This is a genomic window from Roseinatronobacter sp. NSM (assembly GCF_052379845.1).
Classification (GTDB): Bacteria; Pseudomonadota; Alphaproteobacteria; order Rhodobacterales; family Rhodobacteraceae; genus Roseinatronobacter.
On record NZ_JBQTCF010000015.1, the window covers coordinates 1 to 19,679 of the forward strand.

Consider the following 19,679-nt stretch of genomic DNA (forward strand, 5'->3'; position numbering starts at 1 on the left):
TGCGTGTTGCGTTCATTAGCATTCACGCGATCCACTTAAACCGTAACCGCATGATTGTGCTCGCAGTAGATTAGGTGGCCTCGGCATTTGGGGCCGCGAGGGGCGACCAGTTCCATGGCAGCCGTTCGCCCAGTCGGTTGATCTTGTGATCGTGGATGCGGGCGAGGATGTCAGCCAATTAGGCCTGTGGATCAAGGCCGTTCATTTTGGCGGTTTCGATCACGGTCATTGCCCGGGCCAGCGTTTCCGCACCTGTGTCTGCCCCGGCGAATAACCAATTCTTTCTTCCGATTCCAATGGGTCTGAGGGCGCGTTCCGCCGGATTGTTATCAATCGCCACCCGACCGTCTTCGAGGAACAGGCTGAACGCGGCGCGTCGGCTGAGGCCATAGCGGAAGGCCTTGGCCAGATCACCCTTGCCGGGGATCAACGCAAGCTGGCTTTCGGCCCAAGCGAAGAAGGCGTCGACCTTGGGGGCGCTGTGTTTCTGGCGTGCAGCAAGGCGGATATCCGCGGGCTGACCAGTGATTTCACGCTCGATATCGTAGAGCGTGCCGATGCGGTCCAGTGCCTCGTGGGCGATGGCGGATTTGGTTTTGGTCCATTCGTCATGGAAATCACGGCGCAGATGCGCCCAGCACGCGTTCGTTGGGCGGGCCTTCCCCCGGAAGGCCCGCTGATCCTCCTCACCACGCAGCCGGGGTGTTCCGTCAGGGTCCGGATCATAGAGTTTGGCATACCCCTTGTAGGCATCAGCTTGCAGGATGCCGCGCGTGTTGGCCAGATAGCGATGGACGTGTTCTTCTTTCCAATCCAGCGCAAAGGTGTAGACCGCCCCGGGGGGCGCGGTGCCCGCCCAAGGGCGCTGGTCGCGGATATAGGCCCAGATCCGGCCCTTCTTCACGCCCTTACCGAGGCCTCGATCGCGCAAGGATTTGTCCAGAACGCGGATCGGGGTGTCATCGGCATGCAGCAGGTCGCTGGCCATGACATCGGCCTCGATCCGCTCGATCAGCGGGGCCAGCACCTTCATCGCGCGCCCGCATCAATCGCCCAACGTGCTGTCGGGAATGTCATTCGCCATTGTTCTTGAACCAATGGCGCACAATGGCGCATCCCATGCGGGCGAAGATTTCGTTCAGGCGATACAGGGGAAGGTGGTCATCGTATTTCGAGACCAAGATGTAGGCCAGCAGCGCCGCGCTTGCTATGCTGCCGGGGTTGGGTCTGCTGGGCGCGTGTGGATGCCCCCTGTTTGGCAAGCATTATCTTCGATTTTCGGCGGGGTCTGCGATCGGACCTGTGTCAGGCCTTTTAGTGTGGCCTTCTATGACGCCACGAGTGGGTCATGCTGTTCGGCAGGCTGGGGTCACATCGGTTCACAGAGCGTGCCGGGCGCTCGAGGCTCGGGTCTGAATTTCCCTGCCTTGACCTTCGAAGTCCGTATCGCGTGCTCTTCGTCGGTCGCTTACGCTGGCCTTGCGGCCATGTCGTGCCTTTCTCCTTTCGTGGGATCAGGTCACGCCATTCGATAATTCTTCTGCTTTGTCGAAAGCGCCCAGATCATGCGCGCCGTTCGCGATGCGCTTGAACCCGTGGCGCTGCACCGCTCACTGTTCGCCAAGGCAACGGCCGCCACCATCTTCGGTTTGCGCGCCACGAGCGCGGCCAGCCAGCGGTTCGCACTCCCGCCCTTGCGGACCACCCAGCGGAACGCGCGCCTTTGGCGCGACGCGCCGACGATCAGCAATCGACGGATGTCAGTCTGCCCCATCTTGGCGCGACTGATCCCAGTCTGGCCTTTCCGCCCGTCGACCTTTGTCGCGGCAGTGCGGGCCGGAACGCGATCCGTCCGAGTGACGGACCCCACACCCAGCCAGGCGGCGAAGTTGCGGCCGCTGTCAAATGTATCAATATCAGGGGCGAATGCCGCGACAGCGCCTGCGGTGACAGGGCCGATGCCTGGGATGGTGCAAAGCCTGCGCAATTGCTCATCTGTCTTTGATGAGGTTTCCAGCTCACCTGCAAGCCGGTCAATGACTTCGGTGAGATGCGCTATCTGCTCAACATAGATCGATCCCATGTGTCGGACCGGCTCGGGCAAGTCTGTGGTCTCGTCAGCAAGGGCATTCTCAAGCAGCCTGAGACTTGCGGGCCCTTTGGGGGCGACCAGCCCGAACTCAGCCAAATGGCCGCGCAATGCGTTGATCAGCTGCGTGTGCTGTCGCACCCTGCATTGATGCGTGCGGAATGGCCGTTCATCAGGGTGCCATCGGTTCAAGCCCGATGGACGGCGCACGGCCTTGGGTTGCCGCGCTCTTTTCTGCCTCACTCTGGCGCTTTACAAACGGCTTCATGTAAGCAGCCGGCACAAGCCGAACCTCATGACCACGGCTTTGCGCAAATCTTCCCCAGTGATGCGAGGTGGCACAAGCCTCCATTGCCACAATGCAGGCCGGGTGGTCAGCCAACCGAGTACGCGTCATAGCGCGGTTGAATACAACCACCCCATCTGGCCCAACTGCACAGACCTGAAAGCGGCCTTTGGCCAAGTCGATCGCCAAAATACTGATCTTTGATGTCATCGATGTGCACTTCACTAAGCGAATATAGAACCGTCATGGTAAACGATGCCGGCGGGTGGGGGCATCCACCGCATCAGTTCACAATGGCGACGGCGAGATCAGTCTTTTTGGGCAAAATGACTTGACGGGGACAGGCCCGTTACCGAAGGCTGGGGCCTAGCCAAACCGCTCGGAACCGGTGACCGTGTTGAACATCCAAGCTGCCAGTTCACGACCTATCTGGCCGCAGACAACAACCCGCCATCTCCCCCGAAATAATTCTAGAAACAGATGCTTCGAACTGGGCAAGAGTTCACGAATAATCCCCGTGCGTAAACCTTCATAAGCGATCTTATCCGGTCAACCGCCCGCTGATGTTATAGCCCCACGGGGTTTATGCACCGCTTACGGTTACTCGGCCAATAGTCAAGCCAAGGGTACCGCGAATTCCATCTGGCATGAACTGACAGATGCGCGCCCCCGTCTGCAACCGGGGCCCGCGCATAAGCTTCGCACCCCCGACACGGGCATTAAGGCCATACCAATGGTGATCTGGCAGGCTTGACAAGGCCATCTGATGATTCTACCAACCAGTCGGTAAGTTTGGAGATCGACCATGCGCAAGGCAATTTCCCGCAGCAAGATTCTTGATGCCGCATCCGTGGTGGCACAACGCGACGGCGCGTCGCGTCTGACGATTGAAGCGGTCGCAAAAGAAGTGGGGCTTAGCAAGGCAGGGTTGTTGTATAGTTTCCCCAGCAAGGACGCGCTTATGCAGGCGCTGTTGCAAAAGATGATTGACGAATTCGGGTCAAATGCCTGTTGTGCGCGGACCGGCCTTGAAGGGGACCAGACGCCGCAAGGGAAGATGCACAATAAGCTTCAGTCCTTTCGTCGCCTGATGGAAGAAGACACGCATCTTGCCCATGCCGTGCTGATTGCGGGAACGCATAACCCTGAACTGCTGGAACCGCTGCGCGCGCATATCACCCAGGAACTGGACACTATGCTGCACGGCATGCGCAACCCGGTGGCCGCGCTGGTGCTTTTGTCGGCGCTGGACGGTATGCTGTTGCAACATCTGCTGGGCCTTCCGCCGGTTGACCCTGATATGCGGCGCCAGATGCTGGAGCATATCGAACAATCGATTTCTGGTCTGGAGGGGCGCATATGACCGCCCCCTTGCGCCAGATTGCCCTTCCGGTATTGCTGTCCTTTCTGCTGGCGGGCTGTATGCCCGATGCCAGTGCCGACACATCGGACACAAACGCCCAGCCTGCGCCGCTGGTCGTGCCGCTGATCACGGTTGCGCCCGATACCACCACCAGGTCGCGCAGCTTCGTGGGTCGGGTGCGGCCGCGCAGCACTGTCGATCTGGCCTTTCAGGTCGGGGGGCAGTTGATCGAACGCCCGGTTTCTGAAGGGGACCGCATCGACACAGGGGCGCTGATCGCGCGGCTTGATCCGGTGTCCTATGAACTGGCCGTTGCCCGCGCCGAGGCCGTGAATGCGCAGGCTTTGGCCGAATATGACCGCGCAAACACGCTGGTGGACCGCGTATCGACCCGCGCGCGCCTTGACACCGCCGAGGCCGAGCGCGCGCAGGCCCAGATCGCGCTGGCCGAAGCCCGCCGCGCGCTGGACCAGACAAGGATTACCGCGCCTTTCCCCGCGCTGGTCGCGCGGACGCTGGTTGAAGAATACGCCAATGTCACCCCCGCCGTGGCCGTCTTGCGGTTGCAGGACATCAGCGAAATGCAGGTCGTCATTTCCTTGCCCGAAAGTCTTGCCGCGATTGCGCGCAGCACTGCCGATGCCTTCAGTGTCAGCGCCAGTTTTCCGGCATTGCCCGACCTGACAGCAGCGCTGGAACTGCGCGATTTCGTAACCGAGGCCGACCCCGTGGCGCAAACCTATGATGTCAGTTTTGCCATTGCGGGGCCGCTTGACCCGCGCTTGTTGCCGGGGATGACTGCGAATGTGCGTATCGCGCCCAAGAATGACACTGGCCGAATGACCCTGCCCACAGGCGCGATTGACACAACCGGCCCTGATGGCCCGCGCGTGTGGCTGTATGATGCGCAGGCCAGCACAGTCCATAGCCGCCCTGTCACCCTTGGCCTGCCGCAGGGGGGGGCGGTTGTCATTGATGACGGTTTGCAGGCGGGTGACGTGGTGGTGGCCGCAGGCTGGTGGCAACTGACCGAAGGTGCGCCCGTGCGCCCGGGCAATTTGTAAGGGGCGGAAGATCATGCGTTTTTCCATTTCTGCGGCGGCCATCCGCCGCCCTGTTTCCGTGTGGATTGTGATCCTGATCTGTGTGTTTGGCGGGCTGTGGGGGTTTGGCAATGTCGGGCGGCTGGAAGATCCGGGCTTCACGCTGAAAACCGCGCTGGTTTTCACGCCCTATCCCGGTGCCACCGCAGACGAGGTTGAAACCGAGGTCAGCGAGCATCTGGAAAGCGCCATCCAGCAAATGCCGCAGCTGCGGCGGATTGAATCGAAATCCATGCCCGGCCTTTCGCAACTGACGGTTGAGATTGAAGACACTTATGGCCCCGACCAGATGCCGCAGGTCTGGGATGAACTGCGCCGCCGCATTGGCGATGCGCAGGGCAGTTTGCCAAACGGCGCGCTGGACCCTGTGATCAATGATGATTTCGGGGATGTGTACGGGCTGTATTATGCCGTGTCTGCCGACGGGTATTCGCCGCGTCAAATCCGCGAAATCGCGCGTCAGTTGCGGCGTGGGCTGGTCACAGTGGACGGGGTTGCCAAGGTCGATATTTCTGGGCTGATCGATGAAAATGTCGTCGTCGAAATCAGTTCCACCCGGCTGGAAACGCTGGGCCTGCCGCCTGCCCAACTGGTCCAGTCGATTGCCAATGACAACGCTGTGTTGCCGCAGGGCGATGTTGTCAGTGACCTGTCGCGGCTGCGTCTGGGCCTGCCGCCCGGTTATGCGACGCCCGAAGGGATTGCCGCGTTGCGCGTCGGGCAGGCGGGCACAACAGGCCAGCTTGGTCTGGCCGACATTGCCACAGTGCGGCGTGAAATTTCCGAAACACCGGACCTTGTTGTAACGCATAACGGCATGCAGGTTTTCACGCTTGGGGTTTCGGCGGTCACGTCGCGCAATGTGGTGGCGGTTGGTCGCGCGGTCGAGGCGCGGCTGGGCGAACTTATGGCCGAATTGCCCCCCGGCGTGGACTTGCACCCCATTTATGAACAGCACAAGGTTGTCGATCAGTCGGTGTCAGGCTTCATCGTCAGTCTGGCGCAATCTGTGGCCATTGTCGTGGCAGCGCTGATGATTGCGATGGGCTGGCGCGCGGGGGTTGTGGTGGGCACAACGCTGTTGCTGACGGTTATGGCAACTGTCATGTTCATGGCCCTGTTGGGCATTGAAATGGAGCGTATTTCCCTTGGCGCGCTGATCATCGCCATGGGCATGCTGGTGGACAATGCCATCGTCATTGTCGAAGGGATGGTGATTGGCATCGACAAGGGCAAACCCGCACAACAGGCCGCCGCCGAAACCGAAGCCGCCACCGGAATTCCGCTGTTGGGGGCAACAGTGATTGGCATCATGGCGTTTTCGGGAATTGGCCTGTCGCCGGATGCGACGGGGGAATTCATGTTCTCGCTTTTCGCGGTCATTGCCATTTCGTTGCTGCTCAGTTGGGTTCTGGGGGTCACAGTGACCCCGTGGCTGGGGGCATGGCTGTTGCGCCCGTCCAAAGGGGCGGGGGGCGACCCCTATGCGGGCCGGTTCTATAAGGTTTATGGCGGGATTTTACGCGCCACCCTGCGCGCCCGCTGGCTGGTCATTGCCGCAGTGGTGGCCATTACAGTAGCTTCGGTGATGGCGTTTTCGGGGGTGAAACAACAGTTCTTTCCTGCATCGACCACGCCGTTGTTTTATGTGCATTACACCTTGCCGCGTGGCGCGGATGTGGCGGCCACACAGGCGGATATGGCGCGCATTGCCGAATATCTGGCAACTGCGCCGGGGGTTACGGATGTGACCACCTTTGCGGGGGGCGGGGCCAGCCGGTTCATGCTGACTTACCCGCCTGAACAACCTGATCCGTCCTATGGTCTGGCTGTTGTGCGCACCCGAAGCGCTGCGGAAATTCCCGCACTTGCGGAGGATCTGCGCCGCAGCCTGCCGCAGCAATTCCCTGCTGGCCATTTGCGGGTGGAACAACTGGTCTTCGGGCCGCCCACGGGCGCAGATGTTGCGCTGCGCATCTCGGGTGATGATCCGGCGGTGCTGCGCGCGCTGGCCGCACAGGCCCAGCAGATCATGCACGAGGCGGGGACGCTGCGCGATCTGCGCCATGACTGGCGGCAACCGGAACTGGCCATTGTGCCCTTGGTTGATGAAGCACGCATGCGGCTGGCCGGGGTCACACGCAGCGCCATCGCCGATACAATCCTGTTTGGCAGTTCCGGGCTACGGGCCGGGTCCCTGCGCGAGGGGGACACGCAATTGCCGATCCTGCTGCGCCGCCCTGAAGCTGAACGCACCAGCCCCGGCGGCCTGATTGACCTGTCGGTGTGGTCCGAGGGGGCGGGCAGCTACGTCCCGATGAGTCAGGTCGTGGACCGGATTGAGATTCGCGCCGAAGAAGCGCTGATTCATCGCCGTGACAGGGTGCGTACGCTGACCGTGCAGGCCGATGCTGCAACCGGGCTGACGGCCGATCAGGCGTTTCGCACAGTGCGCGCCCGGATAGAAGCCATGCCATTGCCGCCGGGTTACAGCCTTGCCTGGGGCGGGGAATATGAAAGCGCCGCTGAAGCGCAAGCATCACTTGGGGCGCAACTGCCGCTGGGTTTTCTGGTGATGTTGGTGATTTCGGTGTTAATGTTCAACCGCGTCAGGCAACCCGCGATCATCTGGCTTGTCGTTCCCATGTCGGTTACAGGCATGTCGCTTGGCTTGCTTGTCACGGGCCTGCCGTTCACCTTCACGGCGCTTTTGGGGCTTTTGTCGCTTTCGGGGATGCTGATGAAAAACGCCATCGTGCTGGTTGAGGAAATTGACGCAAGGCGCGCGGCGGGCGACGCGCCCTTCGCGGCACTGGTGGATGGGTCCGTCAGCCGGTTGCGGCCTGTGTTGCTGGCGGCAGTGACAACCATCTTCGGGATGCTGCCCTTGTTGCCGGATGCGTTCTTTGCATCCATGGCGGTAACAATCATGGGCGGGCTGGCCTTTGCCACAGTGCTGACCATGATAGTGGTGCCAGTTTTGTATGCGCTGATGTTTGGCATTCGCGCAGGTGTCCGCGCCGCGCCGGCGCACCCGACCCCCGCCACATGACGTTGCCCCCCCCTTGCGCCCGCGGGCGCAAGGGGGGGCGGGCGCAAGGGGGGGCGTGGAACTGTCACAGGACTGTTATGTTCCCTTGGTATGGCCTGCCCGGCAACAGCAAACCGGGAGATACAGATATGAGCACATTCAGGCTTCACGCCGCAACGGCAGCGATTGCCGCCATATGTTTTGCAAGCGCGGCAACCGCGCAATCGGTGGCCGATGTCTGTCCCGCGCCGCTGCGCATGGCCGATACCGGCATAGAGGGGATGGGCGACCTGACCGAAGCCTTCGGCCCCTTCGCCGAAACCTTCGAGGAACTGACAGGCGTTGAACTGGCGCTTTATTCGCTGTCCAACCGCACCGCTGCGGGCACCGCGCTTCAATTCGATGAAGTCGAGTTTGTTTTTGCAGGACCGTCCGAATTTGTGCTGTTCCAGCAACTGGCCGAAATGGACATCCTGTTTTCCATCGTGCGCCCGCATTACGGGTCCAGTTTCGTGGTCAAGGCCGATAGCGACATCCAGACACTTGCTGACCTGAAGGGCAAGCGCGTCGCACTGAAGGATGTGGGGTCTACCTCGGGGCATATTTTCCCGATGATGCTGATGGCCGATGCCGGGCTGGACCCGGAACGCGACGCCGAAATCATCATGGCCGGGGATGCCCGAATTCAGGTGCTGATCAACGGCGATGTTGACGCGATGGGCGGCGGCAACAAGGACTGGGACGCGGTGCGCCGTCAGGACCCCGACACGGAATACCGCCTGCTGGCACAGACCGACACGCTGCCCGGTGATCCTGTTGTGATGCGCGCGTCCCTGCCACAGGACTGCCGCGACGCGCTGCGCGCCACACTGGCCGAACATGCGGACGTGTTGTGGGACAGCCTGACAGCCACTGATCGCAACGCCGACAAGTTCATCGAACGCGACGCCTATATGTCCTTCGAGACGGACCCGGCAATCTATGATGTCGTGCGCATGGCCTATGAGGTCGCGGGTATTGCGCTGGACGATTGATCGCGGACGCAGTGCCATCACGGGCGGCCACCCTTCGGGATGGTCGCCCTTCTCCATGAATTGACCGTCACACAGAAAGATTGTCCAATGACATCAGCCATTTCATGCCGCGATGTGCGTGTAAGCTACGGTCCCCTGAATGTTCTGCGTGGCGTGTCCTTTGACATTCCGGTGGGGCAGGGGGCCGTGCTGCTGGGGGCGAATGGCTGTGGAAAGTCCACATTGATGCGCAGTCTGAACGGGCTGGAAAAGCTGCAATCAGGGCAGATTGTCATCCATGGTGACAGCCTGACAGACGCCACGCGCCGCGATTTGCGCAAGATCAGGCGCGCCATGGGCTATGTGTTCCAGCAATTCAACCTTGTCCCACAACTGAGTGCCTTTCAGAATGTGCTGTTGGGGGCGATGGGGCGTCACCGGCTGGGCATTCTGGCCTGCCTTGGGTTGACTGCACCGCAAGGCGAACGCGCGCGCGCCATGGCCTGTCTGGAACGTGTGGGCATGGCGGATCGCGCGCGCCACCGCCCCTCGGAATTGTCGGGCGGCCAGCAACAGCGCGTGGCCATCGCGCGCATGTTGATGCAGGCGCCCAAAGTCGTGATTGCCGACGAACCCATTGCCAGCCTTGACCCCAAGGCCGGGCGCGAGGTTCTGGACCTGCTGTGGCAGATCGTGCGCGAAGAAGGGCTAAGCATGCTGTGCACACTGCACCAGCTTGATCTGGCACAGGAATATGCAGACCGCATCATCGGCATGAAGGCCGGAAGGATCGAGATTGACGCCGCCATTGCCGATACGGACACGGCCCAGATGAACGCACTTTACAGCGGCATGACCCGCGTGGATGCCCAACCCGCAGGAGAAGCCGCATGAGCAAGACACCCTCCATCCCCCCGCGCTTTCGCGCGCCATCCGCGCTGACATGGGTGTTGGTCGTGGGCTTTGCCGCGTTTTTCATACAGGGGTTGATCGCGTCCAATATTTCCATTGACCGGCTGGTGCGTGGGGCCAACAACCTTGTGCGTTTTATCGGGCAGGCCGTGCCGCCTGATTTTTCACGCGCGCCCAATATTGCCGATGCCATGCTGGAGACGCTGAATATTGCCATTGTGGGCGTTACCTTCGGGTGTTTGTTGTCCATTCCGCTTGCCTTGCTGGCTGCGCGCAATACGGCACCCAATGCCGTGATCCGCACTGCGGCACGGTTCATCATTTCCGTATCGCGCACCATCCCGGACCTGATCTGGGCGTTGATCTTTGTTGTGACGGTGGGGCTGGGGCCGCTGGCGGGTATTCTGGCCATCATCATGGACACAATCGGCTTTGCCGCACGGTTTTATTCAGAGCGGTTCGAGGAAGTCCAGAAAGGCCCGTCCGAGGCGCTGACCGCCACGGGGGCAGGCCGCTTGTCGGTTATCTTCGGGGCCATCCTGCCCGAAAGCTTCGCTTCCATGACAGCAACATCGCTGTTCAGCGTGGAAAAGGCCATCCGCTCTGCGGTAACGCTGGGGCTTGTGGGCGCGGGCGGTATTGGTGTGGAATTGTCAACCTCGATGCGCCTGTTCCGCTATGATCAGGCGGCCGCGATTATCCTTGTCATTCTGGTGGTTGTAATTGCGTTTGAACAAATATCGTCAAGCATCCGCAAGCGTATCATTTGACATGGCGCAAACGCGGGTATTAGGGCATGTCACGAAAAACTTGTGGCCATTATTGGGCAACACGCTTTCAAAAATCATGCAACCGCAAAAAGGGGGGCAGGGGACGCATGGGCGCCAACAGACATAACGCATTTGCGCGGCAGGGGTGATGAACCGCAGTGTTTCAAACGACGGGTAATTCGTATTTCGTGAAAACCACACTTCGGGCGCCAAACATTTCTTTTTGTCGGCATAATCCGGCATTCAGCGTCTTGCCACCGTCTGTCGTTGAAATCCCGAAACTGAACCAGCGCCGCCCTGCAAACTCTGCCTCAGCGATATGCGCCATGATAAGATCAAGCGCGCCCAGATCCCTGCCTGTTTCAGTGGTCGCCATGTATTGGGCATGAAGCGTATTTTCGCAATCAAAGACGACAATTCCCCCTACAATTGCTTGACCGTCAAACGCTTGAAACAGAAGAATATTCCGAGGAAATCTTTGTTTCAGGATGTGTATTTCATCAAGGGAATGTGTCGGCGCAGCTTGATGCGCCTGCTTCAGCCTGTTTGTCAATATATCCCAGAATTGCGTGAAGTCATGCGTTTCACAAACCAGAAGGCCAGATGCAGACGCTTTTCTTGCACCATGCTTTTTGGATTTCGACAGCCCCGGTCCGTGATTTATATCGATGACCGATGCAAGGTCCACGCTTACTGTGCTGGCACCATGCACAGATAAGGCATACAGGTCTTCTTCCGCCGGATATTTATGGAAGATATGAGGGATAGATTTATAAAAAAGTCGGTCCATGTCATGGGATTTAAGATAGTCTTTGAGTTCTGAAAAAATATCGCACATTAAATCTGCAGACATTGCCTTGCCTGTCACAAAACCACCATATGTCAAACCGCCATGCGATTGCAGAATTTTTCCTGACTGGTTGGCAGGCAAAAGCGCGACAGGCTTGTCTTTATAGGTGACGATCAAAGAATGATCACTGAAGCGGTCACTATGATAGTTCAAATAGTTGCGATCATGAAGGAATGTGCCATTCTTTGACGTGGCGACAAAATTGTTCCAAAGTTTCGTGTCATCCGTATGAAAACGCTTGATACGCAGCCCGTTGGTCATGCTTGAACCCGTTTCGCATACCCAACCCCGGTCCGTCCCATATCGTTTCCATTATAAAACAGGAATTCCGTGTTGTCGGGCGTCCTAAGGTAAGCGGGATAACAGGTCATCTGATCATCCCATGCGCCCTGTGCGCCGCGTGGCAGCTCCACGTCATCGGTGCGCGTGAAATTAACGCCATCAGATGAGATAAATCTATGGCTTGCATAGTTTTTCTGAAAAGTGTCAGAGGTAGCGCGCAATTCCCATTTGCCATCCAAAAGGCGATTGGCGCGCGGGCGACCTATGCGGTATTCATGCGGGTTTGGTGTGATAATTTTTTGCGCTTTAGAATTGTCAAAATGTAACCCGTCGGGGCTGGTTACTGTCCAACAATCATATTTTGGATAAAGGATATTATCAATAGCCTGCCATCCTGACCCGCGCGACATCCATGCCCGATACCCACCTTCCGGCAGTTTGGCGATGGAATGCAATGCACCGATAAACGGGCCGTCAGGGCAGCGGTCAATAACAGGTGTCGCGCTGTAGCGTTCAAAACTGTTGCCACGGTCACGGCTTATCGCAACCCCGGTGAATGCCAGAAACTTTGCTTTCGCAACCAGTTGGAACCCTATGTAATACAAGCGTAATTCCGTTTTGGATACGTCAAGAATTTCACCAAGAATGACGCCATTATCGTCAAACATTCCTGGTGCGCCAAGGTCCAGAACGGGCGTTTGCGACACGGCTTTTATGTTACGCGGATCACGACTATCAACGTCGATCCAGCCGATGCGGCTTATTCCGCTATTGTCGCGCATGCCGCCAAAAATACGGATTGTTTCATCGTCGCGCAGCCAAGGGCATGGGGTCATAAAAGAATGCTGTGCCCAAGCTTCCTTGCCATTGGGGCAGTAAATCAACCCTTGTTTTTCCCACGTCATTCTTCTGGCCTGATCTTGTAATACTTGTAGGAAGAAACCCTGGAGGGCTGGGCGGGATGCCCGTTCAAAATTAGTCCGGATTCGGTAAAGGACTTGTTAACCACCGCCGCCATTCCCACCAATGTATCCGGTCCAATCGATACATGATCTGCAAAACTTGAATTCACGCCCAAGAAAGAGCGCCGCCCGATTGTGCAATACCCCGAAATGACCACATGTGACGATATGAAACTATAATCGTCAACCTTGCTTTGATGGCCAATGTGATTACCCGACCAAAGAACGCATCCATCCCCAATTCTGACTTCGTGTTGAATGACGTTATTTTCAAATATAAAAACATTCTGTGCAAGTTCTGCTGTCCGCCATACCATGGCCCGCGGGCTTATGAAATTCGCCAGCGTATACCCCTTATGACGGGCAAGGCCAATCAGCCGTTCGCGCACCCGGTTCAGTTTTGTCGATGTTACCGCCACATGCGCGTGCGTTTCAGATGGCGGGAAAAGTTTTTCGGCATCTTCAAATGCGACAACCGGAAGGCCGAACTTCTGCGTTTCGTTCATATACTCTTGCTCGACGGCAAAACCCACAACCGTATAGGGGCTGTCAACGGTGAAGTATTCATAGGCGATATCGGCAAATTCGCCCCCCCCCACAATCAAGAGATTATTCACAATGAACCCACCTGTTAACGTCCCATTATAAGGGGTATTGTAGTTTATACTTCCGGCTGTATAACGTGGTCCACCAGAAGAAGCGAGATGACGCCTTGGCCCTGCAAGATTGTTACATTCTGAACCTCCCCAAGATTGAAGATTCCAGAGGTAACCTAACCTTTGTGGAAGGTGGGGTCCACCTCCCATTTGATATCAAGCGGGTCTACTACCTGTATGATGTTCCCGGCGGCTCTCATCGTGGGGCGCATGCGCATCGAAATTTGCATCAGTTCATGGTCGCCATGTCCGGCAGCTTCGATGTGATCCTCAGCGATGGCCATCAGGAACGCACGTTCCATCTGAACAGGTCATATTTCGGGCTGTATATCTGCCCGATGATGTGGCGAAATCTGGATAATTTTTCATCCGGGGCAGTGTGCATGGTCATGGCATCCGCGCGATATGATGAGGGGGACTACATCCGCGACCATGGTGACTTCCTGCAAGAAGTGGCACGCTAGGATGAATGTTCCGTTTCTGGACCTGAAGGCTGCGTATGACGAATTGCGCGCGCCTGCGGAGCAGGCAATGTTGGCGTCCATCCGGTCCGGTTGGTATATTCTGGGACCGGATGTGGAGCGTTTTGAAGAAGCGTTTGCGCAGTATTGCGGCGTCAACTTTGCCATAGGTGTGGCGAACGGGTTGGATGCGCTGCGTCTGGCGCTGCTGGCTGTCGGTGTGGGGCCGGGGGACAAGGTTCTGGTGCCGTCGAACACCTATATTGCGACATGGCTGGCGGTGACCCAATGTGGCGCAACCCCCATTCCTGTGGAACCTGATCCCGCGACCTGCAACATTACTGCCGAAGGGATACGCCAGTCCATGCAGTCGGGCGTGAAGGCCGTGATTCCCGTGCATCTATACGGGCAGCCTGCGGACATGGGGGCAATCATGCCTGTGGCAAGGGCGCTTGGTCTGAAAGTCATCGAGGATGCGGCGCAGGCCCATGGCGCAATGCTGGACGGGATGCGCATAGGGGGGCATGGCGATGTGGCGTGCTGGAGTTTTTATCCCGGTAAAAACCTTGGTGCGCTGGGTGATGGCGGGGGGTTGACCACCAATTGCCCGCAAATCGCAACCACGCTGCGGATGCTGCGCAATTATGGTTCAGATGTAAAATATGTCCATGAGTTGCAAGGGCTGAATAGTCGGCTGGACCCTGTTCAGGCGGCGTTTCTGTCGGTCAAGCTTGGCGTTCTTGACGAATGGAACGCGCGGCGCGCAGCAATAGCGCACAGGTATCTTGAAACGCTGCGCGATACGGCGCTAACCCTGCCTGTGGTGATGCCGCATGCAACGCCGGTATGGCATTTGTTCGTTGTGCGCCATCATGACCGTGATGAATTCGCAAAACGGCTTGCCGAATGTGGTGTCAGCACATTGGTTCATTATCCAATTCCGCCGCATGCGCAAAACGCTTATGCAACGCTTGGCTTGACGGATGCTGATCTGCCGGTTGCAGCCACACTTGCCCGCGAAATGATAAGCTTGCCGATCGGGCCGCACCTGACGGACGCACAATGCGAGTTTGTAATTGAAAGCGTATTAAGGAGTATCTGAGCAACAGGAGGCGGGAAATTCGCTGTCGACATGTCCCAAGATTTGACGGCGGGGTGTATGCGAATTCCGATGCGCACCAAATTGTCCCTCTGTGCCGCGCCATCGCCTCGGGCATAGCTGGTTCTGACAAGCCCCCACTGGATTGGGCACTGCCGCGCAACTGTCCGTTTTCAGGGTGGCGGAAGGCCGCAGGTCCGCGTGCCATGCGGTGCGTCAAAGCTTGGACTATGAAGGAACATACGACCGAAGCAGGGCTGAAATTCCAGTGCAGTTTCCAAGTATTTGACACCAACAAGAATGGCAATCCCAATGCAACCCACATGTTCCATCGTATGCACGACATATAATCACGCGAAGTTCGCAAGTCTTTCGCTTGCGTCCATTTTCAAGCAAGATTACCCGAATATTGAGATTGTTATTGTTGATGACGGGTCTACAGATGGGAATGTCGACGTAATTCGTGAAACCCTCAAATCGTCCCCTTTTCCATATGTGTTGATCGCCCAGGACAACACTGGAAACATTCCCATGAACGTGAATCGCGGGATTGCTGCTGCGACGGGTGATTATATTTCATTTCTATCACTTGATGATATTATCTTTGAAGATGCGATTTCATCAAAGATGGAGATCGTTAAAAACAGACCCGATACTGTTTTTGTCGCAAATACATGCAACACTGAAATAAATGATGCGGGCGCGACAACCAAAGTTATGTTCAAGTCACCACTTTATGAAGTTGATGTCCCGAATGTTGAGTTTTTGTTGGAAACGGAATATGAAAAAATTGGAACATTCTACTTGCAGGCTGTCATAATAAAGGCTGACGCTATTCGCGCCTTTGGGGGAATGGACGAAGATATTTCAGGGGATGATCTGATTTTACGGACCAAGTTGTTCAAATATATGATCGCCCATGGCACCCGAAATTTTGCCTTGATACACGAACTAGCCTTGGCATATCGCAAGCATGATGCCAATTTACACAAGAATGTCTGGAACCAGATTAAAACTGTGGCGGATTGGCACGCAAGATATTTTCCTGACCGGCCCTTTCCAGGCACCGGGCGGTCATGGGTGAAAATGTTTGTTAACCGATCCCTAAAGGCGGGAGATAAGCATGCAATACAGAAGGCGCGTGACTATAGCCCGGTTCTAGCGGATATTATTGATCAACATCTTCGATCGTGGAAATGCAAAATGCGTGTGTTCAAAAACGTTGTGAAATCTGCGTTTGCAAATGTCAGAAATGTTGGAAAAACTCCATGACAACTCAGTTCAATCCATCATTTGAAACTTTATGATCATGTATTCTGGAAGGCGCCCGCCCACACTGCCCCTTGTTGCGGGGCTTTGGGTGTGAAAAAGCTGAAAAGGGGCATCGTCGTCCCCCTTTTGGGGCCGAGGCGGGGGGCGACGCGATCCCCTTGTGTAGGGACAAAAACCCTCCATTGGCATATCTCGCAACTCATTCCGCAGGCAGCCAGTGAGCATCATCGTCGTTCTGCACCTCAGCCATCACCTTGGCAATGGTTGTGCCGCCATCTTCTGCCAGACGGTCGACGCAGCTGCGCACGAGGAACCCTGTCCCAAGCTCCTCGGATAGGCAGTAGAGTTCGTAAATGTCGCTTTCCCGATCTCTGACATGCACGCAACGCTCTGACGCCCCAGTCAATTCAGTGGACAGGCGCAGATTGTCGAGCCAGCGCAAGCTTTCCTTTGTTCAATCGGCACTCGGGTCGGGTTGATCTTGCGTTTGAGGGCGGCGGTTCCCTTGAACTTGCTGCGCGACCAGAATTGCGCCGTCGTCAGCCCGAGCGGCAAACCCTCTGGCGTGATGGCCATGCTGGCATGCATCAAGAGCCCGCAGACCGCATGTTTCTGAAACCGTCCTTCCTTCAGCTTGCGTCCGGTCGATATCTTCGTGAACCCCACCTTCTCTGGAGCCGAACGCTTGAAGGAGAATTCTGTGGTGTCCTGCAGGATCAGGATGGGACCATCAGTTGCTCGAATACGCAGGGCAGAAGCGGCAAAATGGCCCTCGAGGATGTTGTCTTCGCTGATATTGCCATTGGAAAAGAAGCGATAGGCGGCCTTGGTGTTCGACCAGTCCTGAAACGCCGTCGGCAGCGATTCTTCCGGCCGGTCCCCAAGGGCCTGGAGCATTGCTTCGAGCCGCCGGTTCAGTCGGACATCTCCCAGATCGCATCCGGCAGTTTCCGTTTCCACCCAAGTCTGTCCCATGTCTGCACCTCAATCATTTGGTGCCACATGACGAATCATGATCGGGTCATTTCGAGCAAGACCAAGACTGTCGGGTGAATCACTTCGTCGCACCACACTTATGGGTAACTGCAAGCCGATTGCCACCGCCTGCCTTGTGTTGGCCTGATAGCCTAAGACACGTGCATAGCGACGTCGTTTGCGACGTCTCTTATGTGCGGAGGGGTCATGCGAGGCGAAATTCTGGGGGGCTGCGAAGCTGGGGCCATCGGTGGCTGCGTCTTGTGACATCGTGATGAAAGACAGGCCGCATCCAGAGCAGGGCTTCCGGACCTGCCTGGGCATACTGTCGCTGGCCAGAAGCTTCGAGCCGCAGCGGATTGATGCTGCGTGCCGCCGCGGGATCAGCATCAAGGCCCGGTCGGTCCCATCCATCCGTTCCATCCTGAAGACCGGCCTTGATCAGGCTTTCATGGAGCCAGAACCCGAAGAACTGCCGCTGCAACACCCCAACAGGCTTGGGAAAAAGCTGGATTGCCTGCGCCCTCGGGAATAAGGCCTGCCGCGATGATCGGCGCGTCGTCCCTCACCGCGTGCCCCGCCTGTTCCAGATGCTGGCCATCGCCAGGGGCGACGGACGGCGTGCCCGTGTCCTCAAGGCAACCGAACGCACTGAATTGCAGATCCTCGACGAGTGGGGGCTGTCAGTTCTGACATCAACCGAGCGTCGCAACTTGCTTGAAATCCTCGATGATCGCCAAGGTCGTGGCGCGACGGCGGCGGTGGGGACGCCCCCTGTTTGGCAGACAGCCGCGCGCGCAGGAGTTTTCCTCGCCATCCGTGCCAGGCAGTGTGATCAAGGGGTCTTACCTGTCCAGACGCACCAGAAATTCTGGTTCAGCGGGTGGAGATGCCCTCTATATCAACGGCGTTAAAGACGGCATGGACATCGAAAAGCGGCGGTCTGAATTCCTGCGCGAAAGAGAGAGAAAAAAAAAGATACTCACTTCACGATGGCGCGCAGGCATAACACCATTCGGCAAAGTCCGGCGTCAGTCGGGGACTTTTGGTATCAAACCCCCTGAAAAGCGTAGGTTAAACACTGTGAAAGCACACGTTTGTAGTGGTTCTTGGCCTTTTGCTGCCCTTCTCCATTGGCTGAAGCCCGCGCTGTCGGCGGGCCGGGGTCTGCCGATCCCACATATTAGGAATGCAGTTTATCCCGGCGGCACACTCCTGACATCAATCGCTTGGCGCGCCTTCGGGTCATCGGCAGGCCGCGGGACGGCCCGCCGATGGCGCGGCGGCCTGCGGCCTTTGCTCCGCGCCTTGGGTGACTGCTTCAGGCCAAAAGGTCACCCCGCTTTCAGCCCTCCTGCCGTCTGGCCTAGCGCCCAAGTTCCCTGATCCCGCGCGTGATCCCGTCCAGCGTCATGGGCACCATGCGCCCCTCGAATAATTTGTCAATCATCCCGATGGACTGGGTGTGGTTCCAGTGGTGCTGCGGTGTCGGGTTGATCCAAAGCGTATCTGGCCATTGTGCGCGGGCGCGGTTCAGCCAGACTTGGCCCGGTTCTTCGTTCCAATGTTCATTCGCGCCACCCTGATACAGGATTTCATAGGGCGACATGGCCGCATCACCCACGAAAATACATTTCCAGTCAGGGCCATAGCTGCGCAGCAAATCCCAGGTTGCAATACGGTCGCTCCAGCGGCGGGAATTGTCGCGCCAGACAAATTCATACAGGCAGTTGTGGAAATAATAATGCTCCAGATGTTTGAATTCGGCGCGCGCGGCGCTGAACAATTCCTCCACCGCGCGGATATGGTCATCCATGGACCCGCCAATATCCAGCAACAACAGTATTTTAACAGCGTTCCGCCGTTCGGGCCGTGTCTTGACATCCAGCCAGCCCTGTTCTGCGGTGGCGCGGATTGTGCCGTCCAGATCCAGTTCTTCTGCGGCCCCGTCGCGCGCCCATTTGCGCAAGCGCTTCAGTGCCACCTTGATGTTGCGGGTGCCCAGTTCCACAGTGTCGTCCAGATTGCGGAATTCGCGCTTGTCCCAGACCTTGACCGCCCGCCTGTGGCGCGAGGAATCCTGCCCGATGCGCACCCCTTCGGGGTTATAGCCATAGGCCCCGAAAGGTGAGGTTCCGGCCGTACCAATCCACTTATTGCCCCCCTGATGGCGGTCTTTCTGGTCCTTCAGGCGCTGCTTCAGGGTTTCCATCAGCTTGTCGAAACCGCCAAGCGCTTCAATCTGCGCACGATCTTCCGCGCTCAGATGTTTTTCGGCCAGTTTCCGCAGCCAGTCAGCGGGCAGATCGACCGCCTCCAGAACCTGATCTAGGGAAACATCCTCCAGCCCCTTGAAGCTGGACGCAAAGGCGCGGTCAAACCGGTCCAGATGGCGTTCATCCTTGACCATGGCCGCGCGCGCCAGATAGTAGACCCCCTCCACATCATAGGTGGCAAGCCCGGCCTGCATCCCTTCCAGAAAGGCCAGAAATTCGCGCAGGGAAACCGGCACGCCATGGTCACGCAGGGTCTGGAAAAAGCGCAAGAACATGGGG

General features: G+C 57.6%; 18 protein-coding genes and 2 pseudogenes. 11 read left to right on the forward strand and 9 right to left on the reverse strand.

Annotated features, from left to right (window positions below):
* Nucleotides 1–70: 70 nt before the first annotated feature.
* The 3 genes and pseudogenes from tnpC to ACTZWY_RS09705 form a co-directional block, all read right to left on the reverse strand.
* Nucleotides 71–1,238, reverse strand: a pseudogene (gene tnpC / locus ACTZWY_RS09695) (IS66 family transposase); the annotation flags it as partial.
* Between the two features lie 281 nt (nucleotides 1,239–1,519).
* On the reverse strand, nucleotides 1,520–2,083 hold the full coding sequence (locus ACTZWY_RS09700; protein WP_444790503.1) for a transposase: 564 nt from the start codon (nucleotides 2,081–2,083) through the stop codon (nucleotides 1,520–1,522).
* 178 nt (nucleotides 2,084–2,261) lie between these two features.
* Nucleotides 2,262–2,585 (reverse strand): hypothetical protein, encoded by a 324-nt coding sequence (locus tag ACTZWY_RS09705; protein WP_444790504.1) that lies wholly within the window; start codon nucleotides 2,583–2,585, stop codon nucleotides 2,262–2,264.
* Nucleotides 2,586–3,180: 595 nt separating this feature from the next.
* Between ACTZWY_RS09705 and ACTZWY_RS09710 the strand changes: the two genes are divergently transcribed.
* The 6 genes from ACTZWY_RS09710 to phnE all read left to right on the forward strand — a co-directional run bounded on the left by ACTZWY_RS09710 (nucleotide 3,181) and on the right by phnE (nucleotide 10,567).
* Nucleotides 3,181–3,738, forward strand: coding sequence for a TetR/AcrR family transcriptional regulator (locus ACTZWY_RS09710; protein WP_444790505.1), 558 nt, complete (start codon nucleotides 3,181–3,183; stop codon nucleotides 3,736–3,738).
* A complete protein-coding gene (locus tag ACTZWY_RS09715; RefSeq protein WP_444790506.1) occupies nucleotides 3,735–4,802 on the forward strand; it encodes an efflux RND transporter periplasmic adaptor subunit in 1,068 nt (355 codons plus the stop codon). Before ACTZWY_RS09710 ends, ACTZWY_RS09715 begins: the two co-directional genes overlap by 4 nt.
* 13 nt (nucleotides 4,803–4,815) lie before the next feature.
* Nucleotides 4,816–7,893 (forward strand): efflux RND transporter permease subunit, encoded by a 3,078-nt coding sequence (locus tag ACTZWY_RS09720; protein WP_444790507.1) that lies wholly within the window; start codon nucleotides 4,816–4,818, stop codon nucleotides 7,891–7,893.
* 128 nt (nucleotides 7,894–8,021) lie between these two features.
* The gene (locus ACTZWY_RS09725; RefSeq protein ID WP_444790508.1) at nucleotides 8,022–8,906 is read left to right on the forward strand and encodes a phosphate/phosphite/phosphonate ABC transporter substrate-binding protein; all 885 of its coding nucleotides are present in this window, start codon (nucleotides 8,022–8,024) and stop codon (nucleotides 8,904–8,906) included.
* 87 nt (nucleotides 8,907–8,993) lie between these two features.
* On the forward strand, nucleotides 8,994–9,779 hold the full coding sequence (locus tag ACTZWY_RS09730; RefSeq protein WP_444790509.1) for a phosphonate ABC transporter ATP-binding protein: 786 nt from the start codon (nucleotides 8,994–8,996) through the stop codon (nucleotides 9,777–9,779).
* Nucleotides 9,776–10,567, forward strand: coding sequence for a phosphonate ABC transporter, permease protein PhnE (phnE, locus tag ACTZWY_RS09735; RefSeq protein ID WP_444790510.1), 792 nt, complete (start codon nucleotides 9,776–9,778; stop codon nucleotides 10,565–10,567). The genes ACTZWY_RS09730 and phnE overlap by 4 nt, the downstream gene beginning before the upstream one ends.
* 163 nt (nucleotides 10,568–10,730) lie before the next feature.
* Here the strand turns inward: phnE and ACTZWY_RS09740 are convergent, their stop codons facing one another.
* From ACTZWY_RS09740 to ACTZWY_RS09750, 3 genes are read right to left on the reverse strand one after another with little or no spacing between them, the layout of a single operon-like run.
* Nucleotides 10,731–11,678 carry a GNAT family N-acetyltransferase gene (locus ACTZWY_RS09740; protein ID WP_444790511.1) on the reverse strand — a complete coding sequence of 316 codons (948 nt, stop codon included), beginning with the start codon at nucleotides 11,676–11,678 and terminating at the stop codon, nucleotides 10,731–10,733.
* A complete protein-coding gene (locus ACTZWY_RS09745; protein ID WP_444790512.1) occupies nucleotides 11,675–12,604 on the reverse strand; it encodes a hypothetical protein in 930 nt (309 codons plus the stop codon). Before ACTZWY_RS09745 ends, ACTZWY_RS09740 begins: the two co-directional genes overlap by 4 nt.
* Nucleotides 12,601–13,278, reverse strand: a complete 678-nt coding sequence (locus ACTZWY_RS09750; RefSeq protein ID WP_444790513.1) for an acetyltransferase — start codon at nucleotides 13,276–13,278, stop codon at nucleotides 12,601–12,603. Before ACTZWY_RS09750 ends, ACTZWY_RS09745 begins: the two co-directional genes overlap by 4 nt.
* A 65-nt stretch (nucleotides 13,279–13,343) precedes the next feature.
* Between ACTZWY_RS09750 and ACTZWY_RS09755 the strand changes: the two genes are divergently transcribed.
* The 3 genes from ACTZWY_RS09755 to ACTZWY_RS09765 all read left to right on the forward strand — a co-directional run bounded on the left by ACTZWY_RS09755 (nucleotide 13,344) and on the right by ACTZWY_RS09765 (nucleotide 16,149).
* Complete coding sequence (locus ACTZWY_RS09755; RefSeq protein ID WP_444790514.1) at nucleotides 13,344–13,781, forward strand: sugar 3,4-ketoisomerase; 438 nt, start codon at nucleotides 13,344–13,346, stop codon at nucleotides 13,779–13,781.
* 1 nt (nucleotide 13,782) lies between these two features.
* Nucleotides 13,783–14,880, forward strand: a complete 1,098-nt coding sequence (locus ACTZWY_RS09760; RefSeq protein ID WP_444790515.1) for a DegT/DnrJ/EryC1/StrS family aminotransferase — start codon at nucleotides 13,783–13,785, stop codon at nucleotides 14,878–14,880.
* A 309-nt stretch (nucleotides 14,881–15,189) separates the two neighbouring features.
* Nucleotides 15,190–16,149 carry a glycosyltransferase family 2 protein gene (locus ACTZWY_RS09765; protein ID WP_444790587.1) on the forward strand — a complete coding sequence of 320 codons (960 nt, stop codon included), beginning with the start codon at nucleotides 15,190–15,192 and terminating at the stop codon, nucleotides 16,147–16,149.
* Between the two features lie 199 nt (nucleotides 16,150–16,348).
* On the opposite strand, the gene ACTZWY_RS09770 is transcribed toward ACTZWY_RS09765, so the two are convergent.
* Together ACTZWY_RS09770 and ACTZWY_RS09775 are read right to left on the reverse strand one after the other, a co-directional pair.
* Nucleotides 16,349–16,591 (reverse strand): hypothetical protein, encoded by a 243-nt coding sequence (locus tag ACTZWY_RS09770; RefSeq protein ID WP_444790590.1) that lies wholly within the window; start codon nucleotides 16,589–16,591, stop codon nucleotides 16,349–16,351.
* The gene (locus tag ACTZWY_RS09775) at nucleotides 16,552–17,124 is read right to left on the reverse strand and encodes an IS4/Tn5 family transposase DNA-binding protein (protein ID WP_444790516.1); all 573 of its coding nucleotides are present in this window, start codon (nucleotides 17,122–17,124) and stop codon (nucleotides 16,552–16,554) included. The genes ACTZWY_RS09770 and ACTZWY_RS09775 overlap by 40 nt, the downstream gene beginning before the upstream one ends.
* A 235-nt stretch (nucleotides 17,125–17,359) precedes the next feature.
* Here ACTZWY_RS09775 and ACTZWY_RS09780 point away from each other — a divergent pair.
* Both ACTZWY_RS09780 and ACTZWY_RS09785 read left to right on the forward strand, forming a co-directional pair.
* Nucleotides 17,360–17,659, forward strand: a pseudogene (locus ACTZWY_RS09780) (IS21 family transposase); the annotation flags it as partial.
* Nucleotides 17,622–18,038: an ATP-binding protein gene (locus ACTZWY_RS09785; RefSeq protein WP_444790588.1), complete on the forward strand. Its 417-nt coding sequence runs from the start codon at nucleotides 17,622–17,624 to the stop codon at nucleotides 18,036–18,038. The pseudogene ACTZWY_RS09780 and the gene ACTZWY_RS09785, both read left to right, overlap by 38 nt.
* A 452-nt stretch (nucleotides 18,039–18,490) precedes the next feature.
* Here ACTZWY_RS09785 and ACTZWY_RS09790 read toward each other — a convergent pair whose 3' ends face one another.
* Complete coding sequence (locus ACTZWY_RS09790) at nucleotides 18,491–19,675, reverse strand: vWA domain-containing protein (protein ID WP_444790517.1); 1,185 nt, start codon at nucleotides 19,673–19,675, stop codon at nucleotides 18,491–18,493.
* Nucleotides 19,676–19,679 lie beyond the last annotated feature (4 nt).

Excerpts from the sequence above, each read along its gene's own strand:
- ACTZWY_RS09710 (WP_444790505.1), top strand. The coding sequence starts at position 3,181 with ATGCGCAAGGCAATTTCCCGCAGCAAGATTCTTGATGCCGCATCCGTG.
- ACTZWY_RS09790 (WP_444790517.1), bottom strand. The coding sequence starts at position 19,675 with ATGTTCTTGCGCTTTTTCCAGACCCTGCGTGACCATGGCGTGCCGGTT.
- ACTZWY_RS09705 (WP_444790504.1), bottom strand. The coding sequence starts at position 2,585 with ATGACATCAAAGATCAGTATTTTGGCGATCGACTTGGCCAAAGGCCGC.
- ACTZWY_RS09725 (WP_444790508.1), top strand. The coding sequence starts at position 8,022 with ATGAGCACATTCAGGCTTCACGCCGCAACGGCAGCGATTGCCGCCATA.
- phnE (WP_444790510.1), top strand. The coding sequence starts at position 9,776 with ATGAGCAAGACACCCTCCATCCCCCCGCGCTTTCGCGCGCCATCCGCG.
- ACTZWY_RS09720 (WP_444790507.1), top strand. The coding sequence starts at position 4,816 with ATGCGTTTTTCCATTTCTGCGGCGGCCATCCGCCGCCCTGTTTCCGTG.
- ACTZWY_RS09715 (WP_444790506.1), top strand. The coding sequence starts at position 3,735 with ATGACCGCCCCCTTGCGCCAGATTGCCCTTCCGGTATTGCTGTCCTTT.
- ACTZWY_RS09730 (WP_444790509.1), top strand. The coding sequence starts at position 8,994 with ATGACATCAGCCATTTCATGCCGCGATGTGCGTGTAAGCTACGGTCCC.
- ACTZWY_RS09760 (WP_444790515.1), top strand. The coding sequence starts at position 13,783 with ATGAATGTTCCGTTTCTGGACCTGAAGGCTGCGTATGACGAATTGCGC.
- ACTZWY_RS09765 (WP_444790587.1), top strand. The coding sequence starts at position 15,190 with ATGCAACCCACATGTTCCATCGTATGCACGACATATAATCACGCGAAG.
- ACTZWY_RS09745 (WP_444790512.1), bottom strand. The coding sequence starts at position 12,604 with ATGACGTGGGAAAAACAAGGGTTGATTTACTGCCCCAATGGCAAGGAA.
- ACTZWY_RS09700 (WP_444790503.1), bottom strand. The coding sequence starts at position 2,083 with ATGGGATCGATCTATGTTGAGCAGATAGCGCATCTCACCGAAGTCATT.
- ACTZWY_RS09775 (WP_444790516.1), bottom strand. The coding sequence starts at position 17,124 with ATGGGACAGACTTGGGTGGAAACGGAAACTGCCGGATGCGATCTGGGA.
- ACTZWY_RS09740 (WP_444790511.1), bottom strand. The coding sequence starts at position 11,678 with ATGACCAACGGGCTGCGTATCAAGCGTTTTCATACGGATGACACGAAA.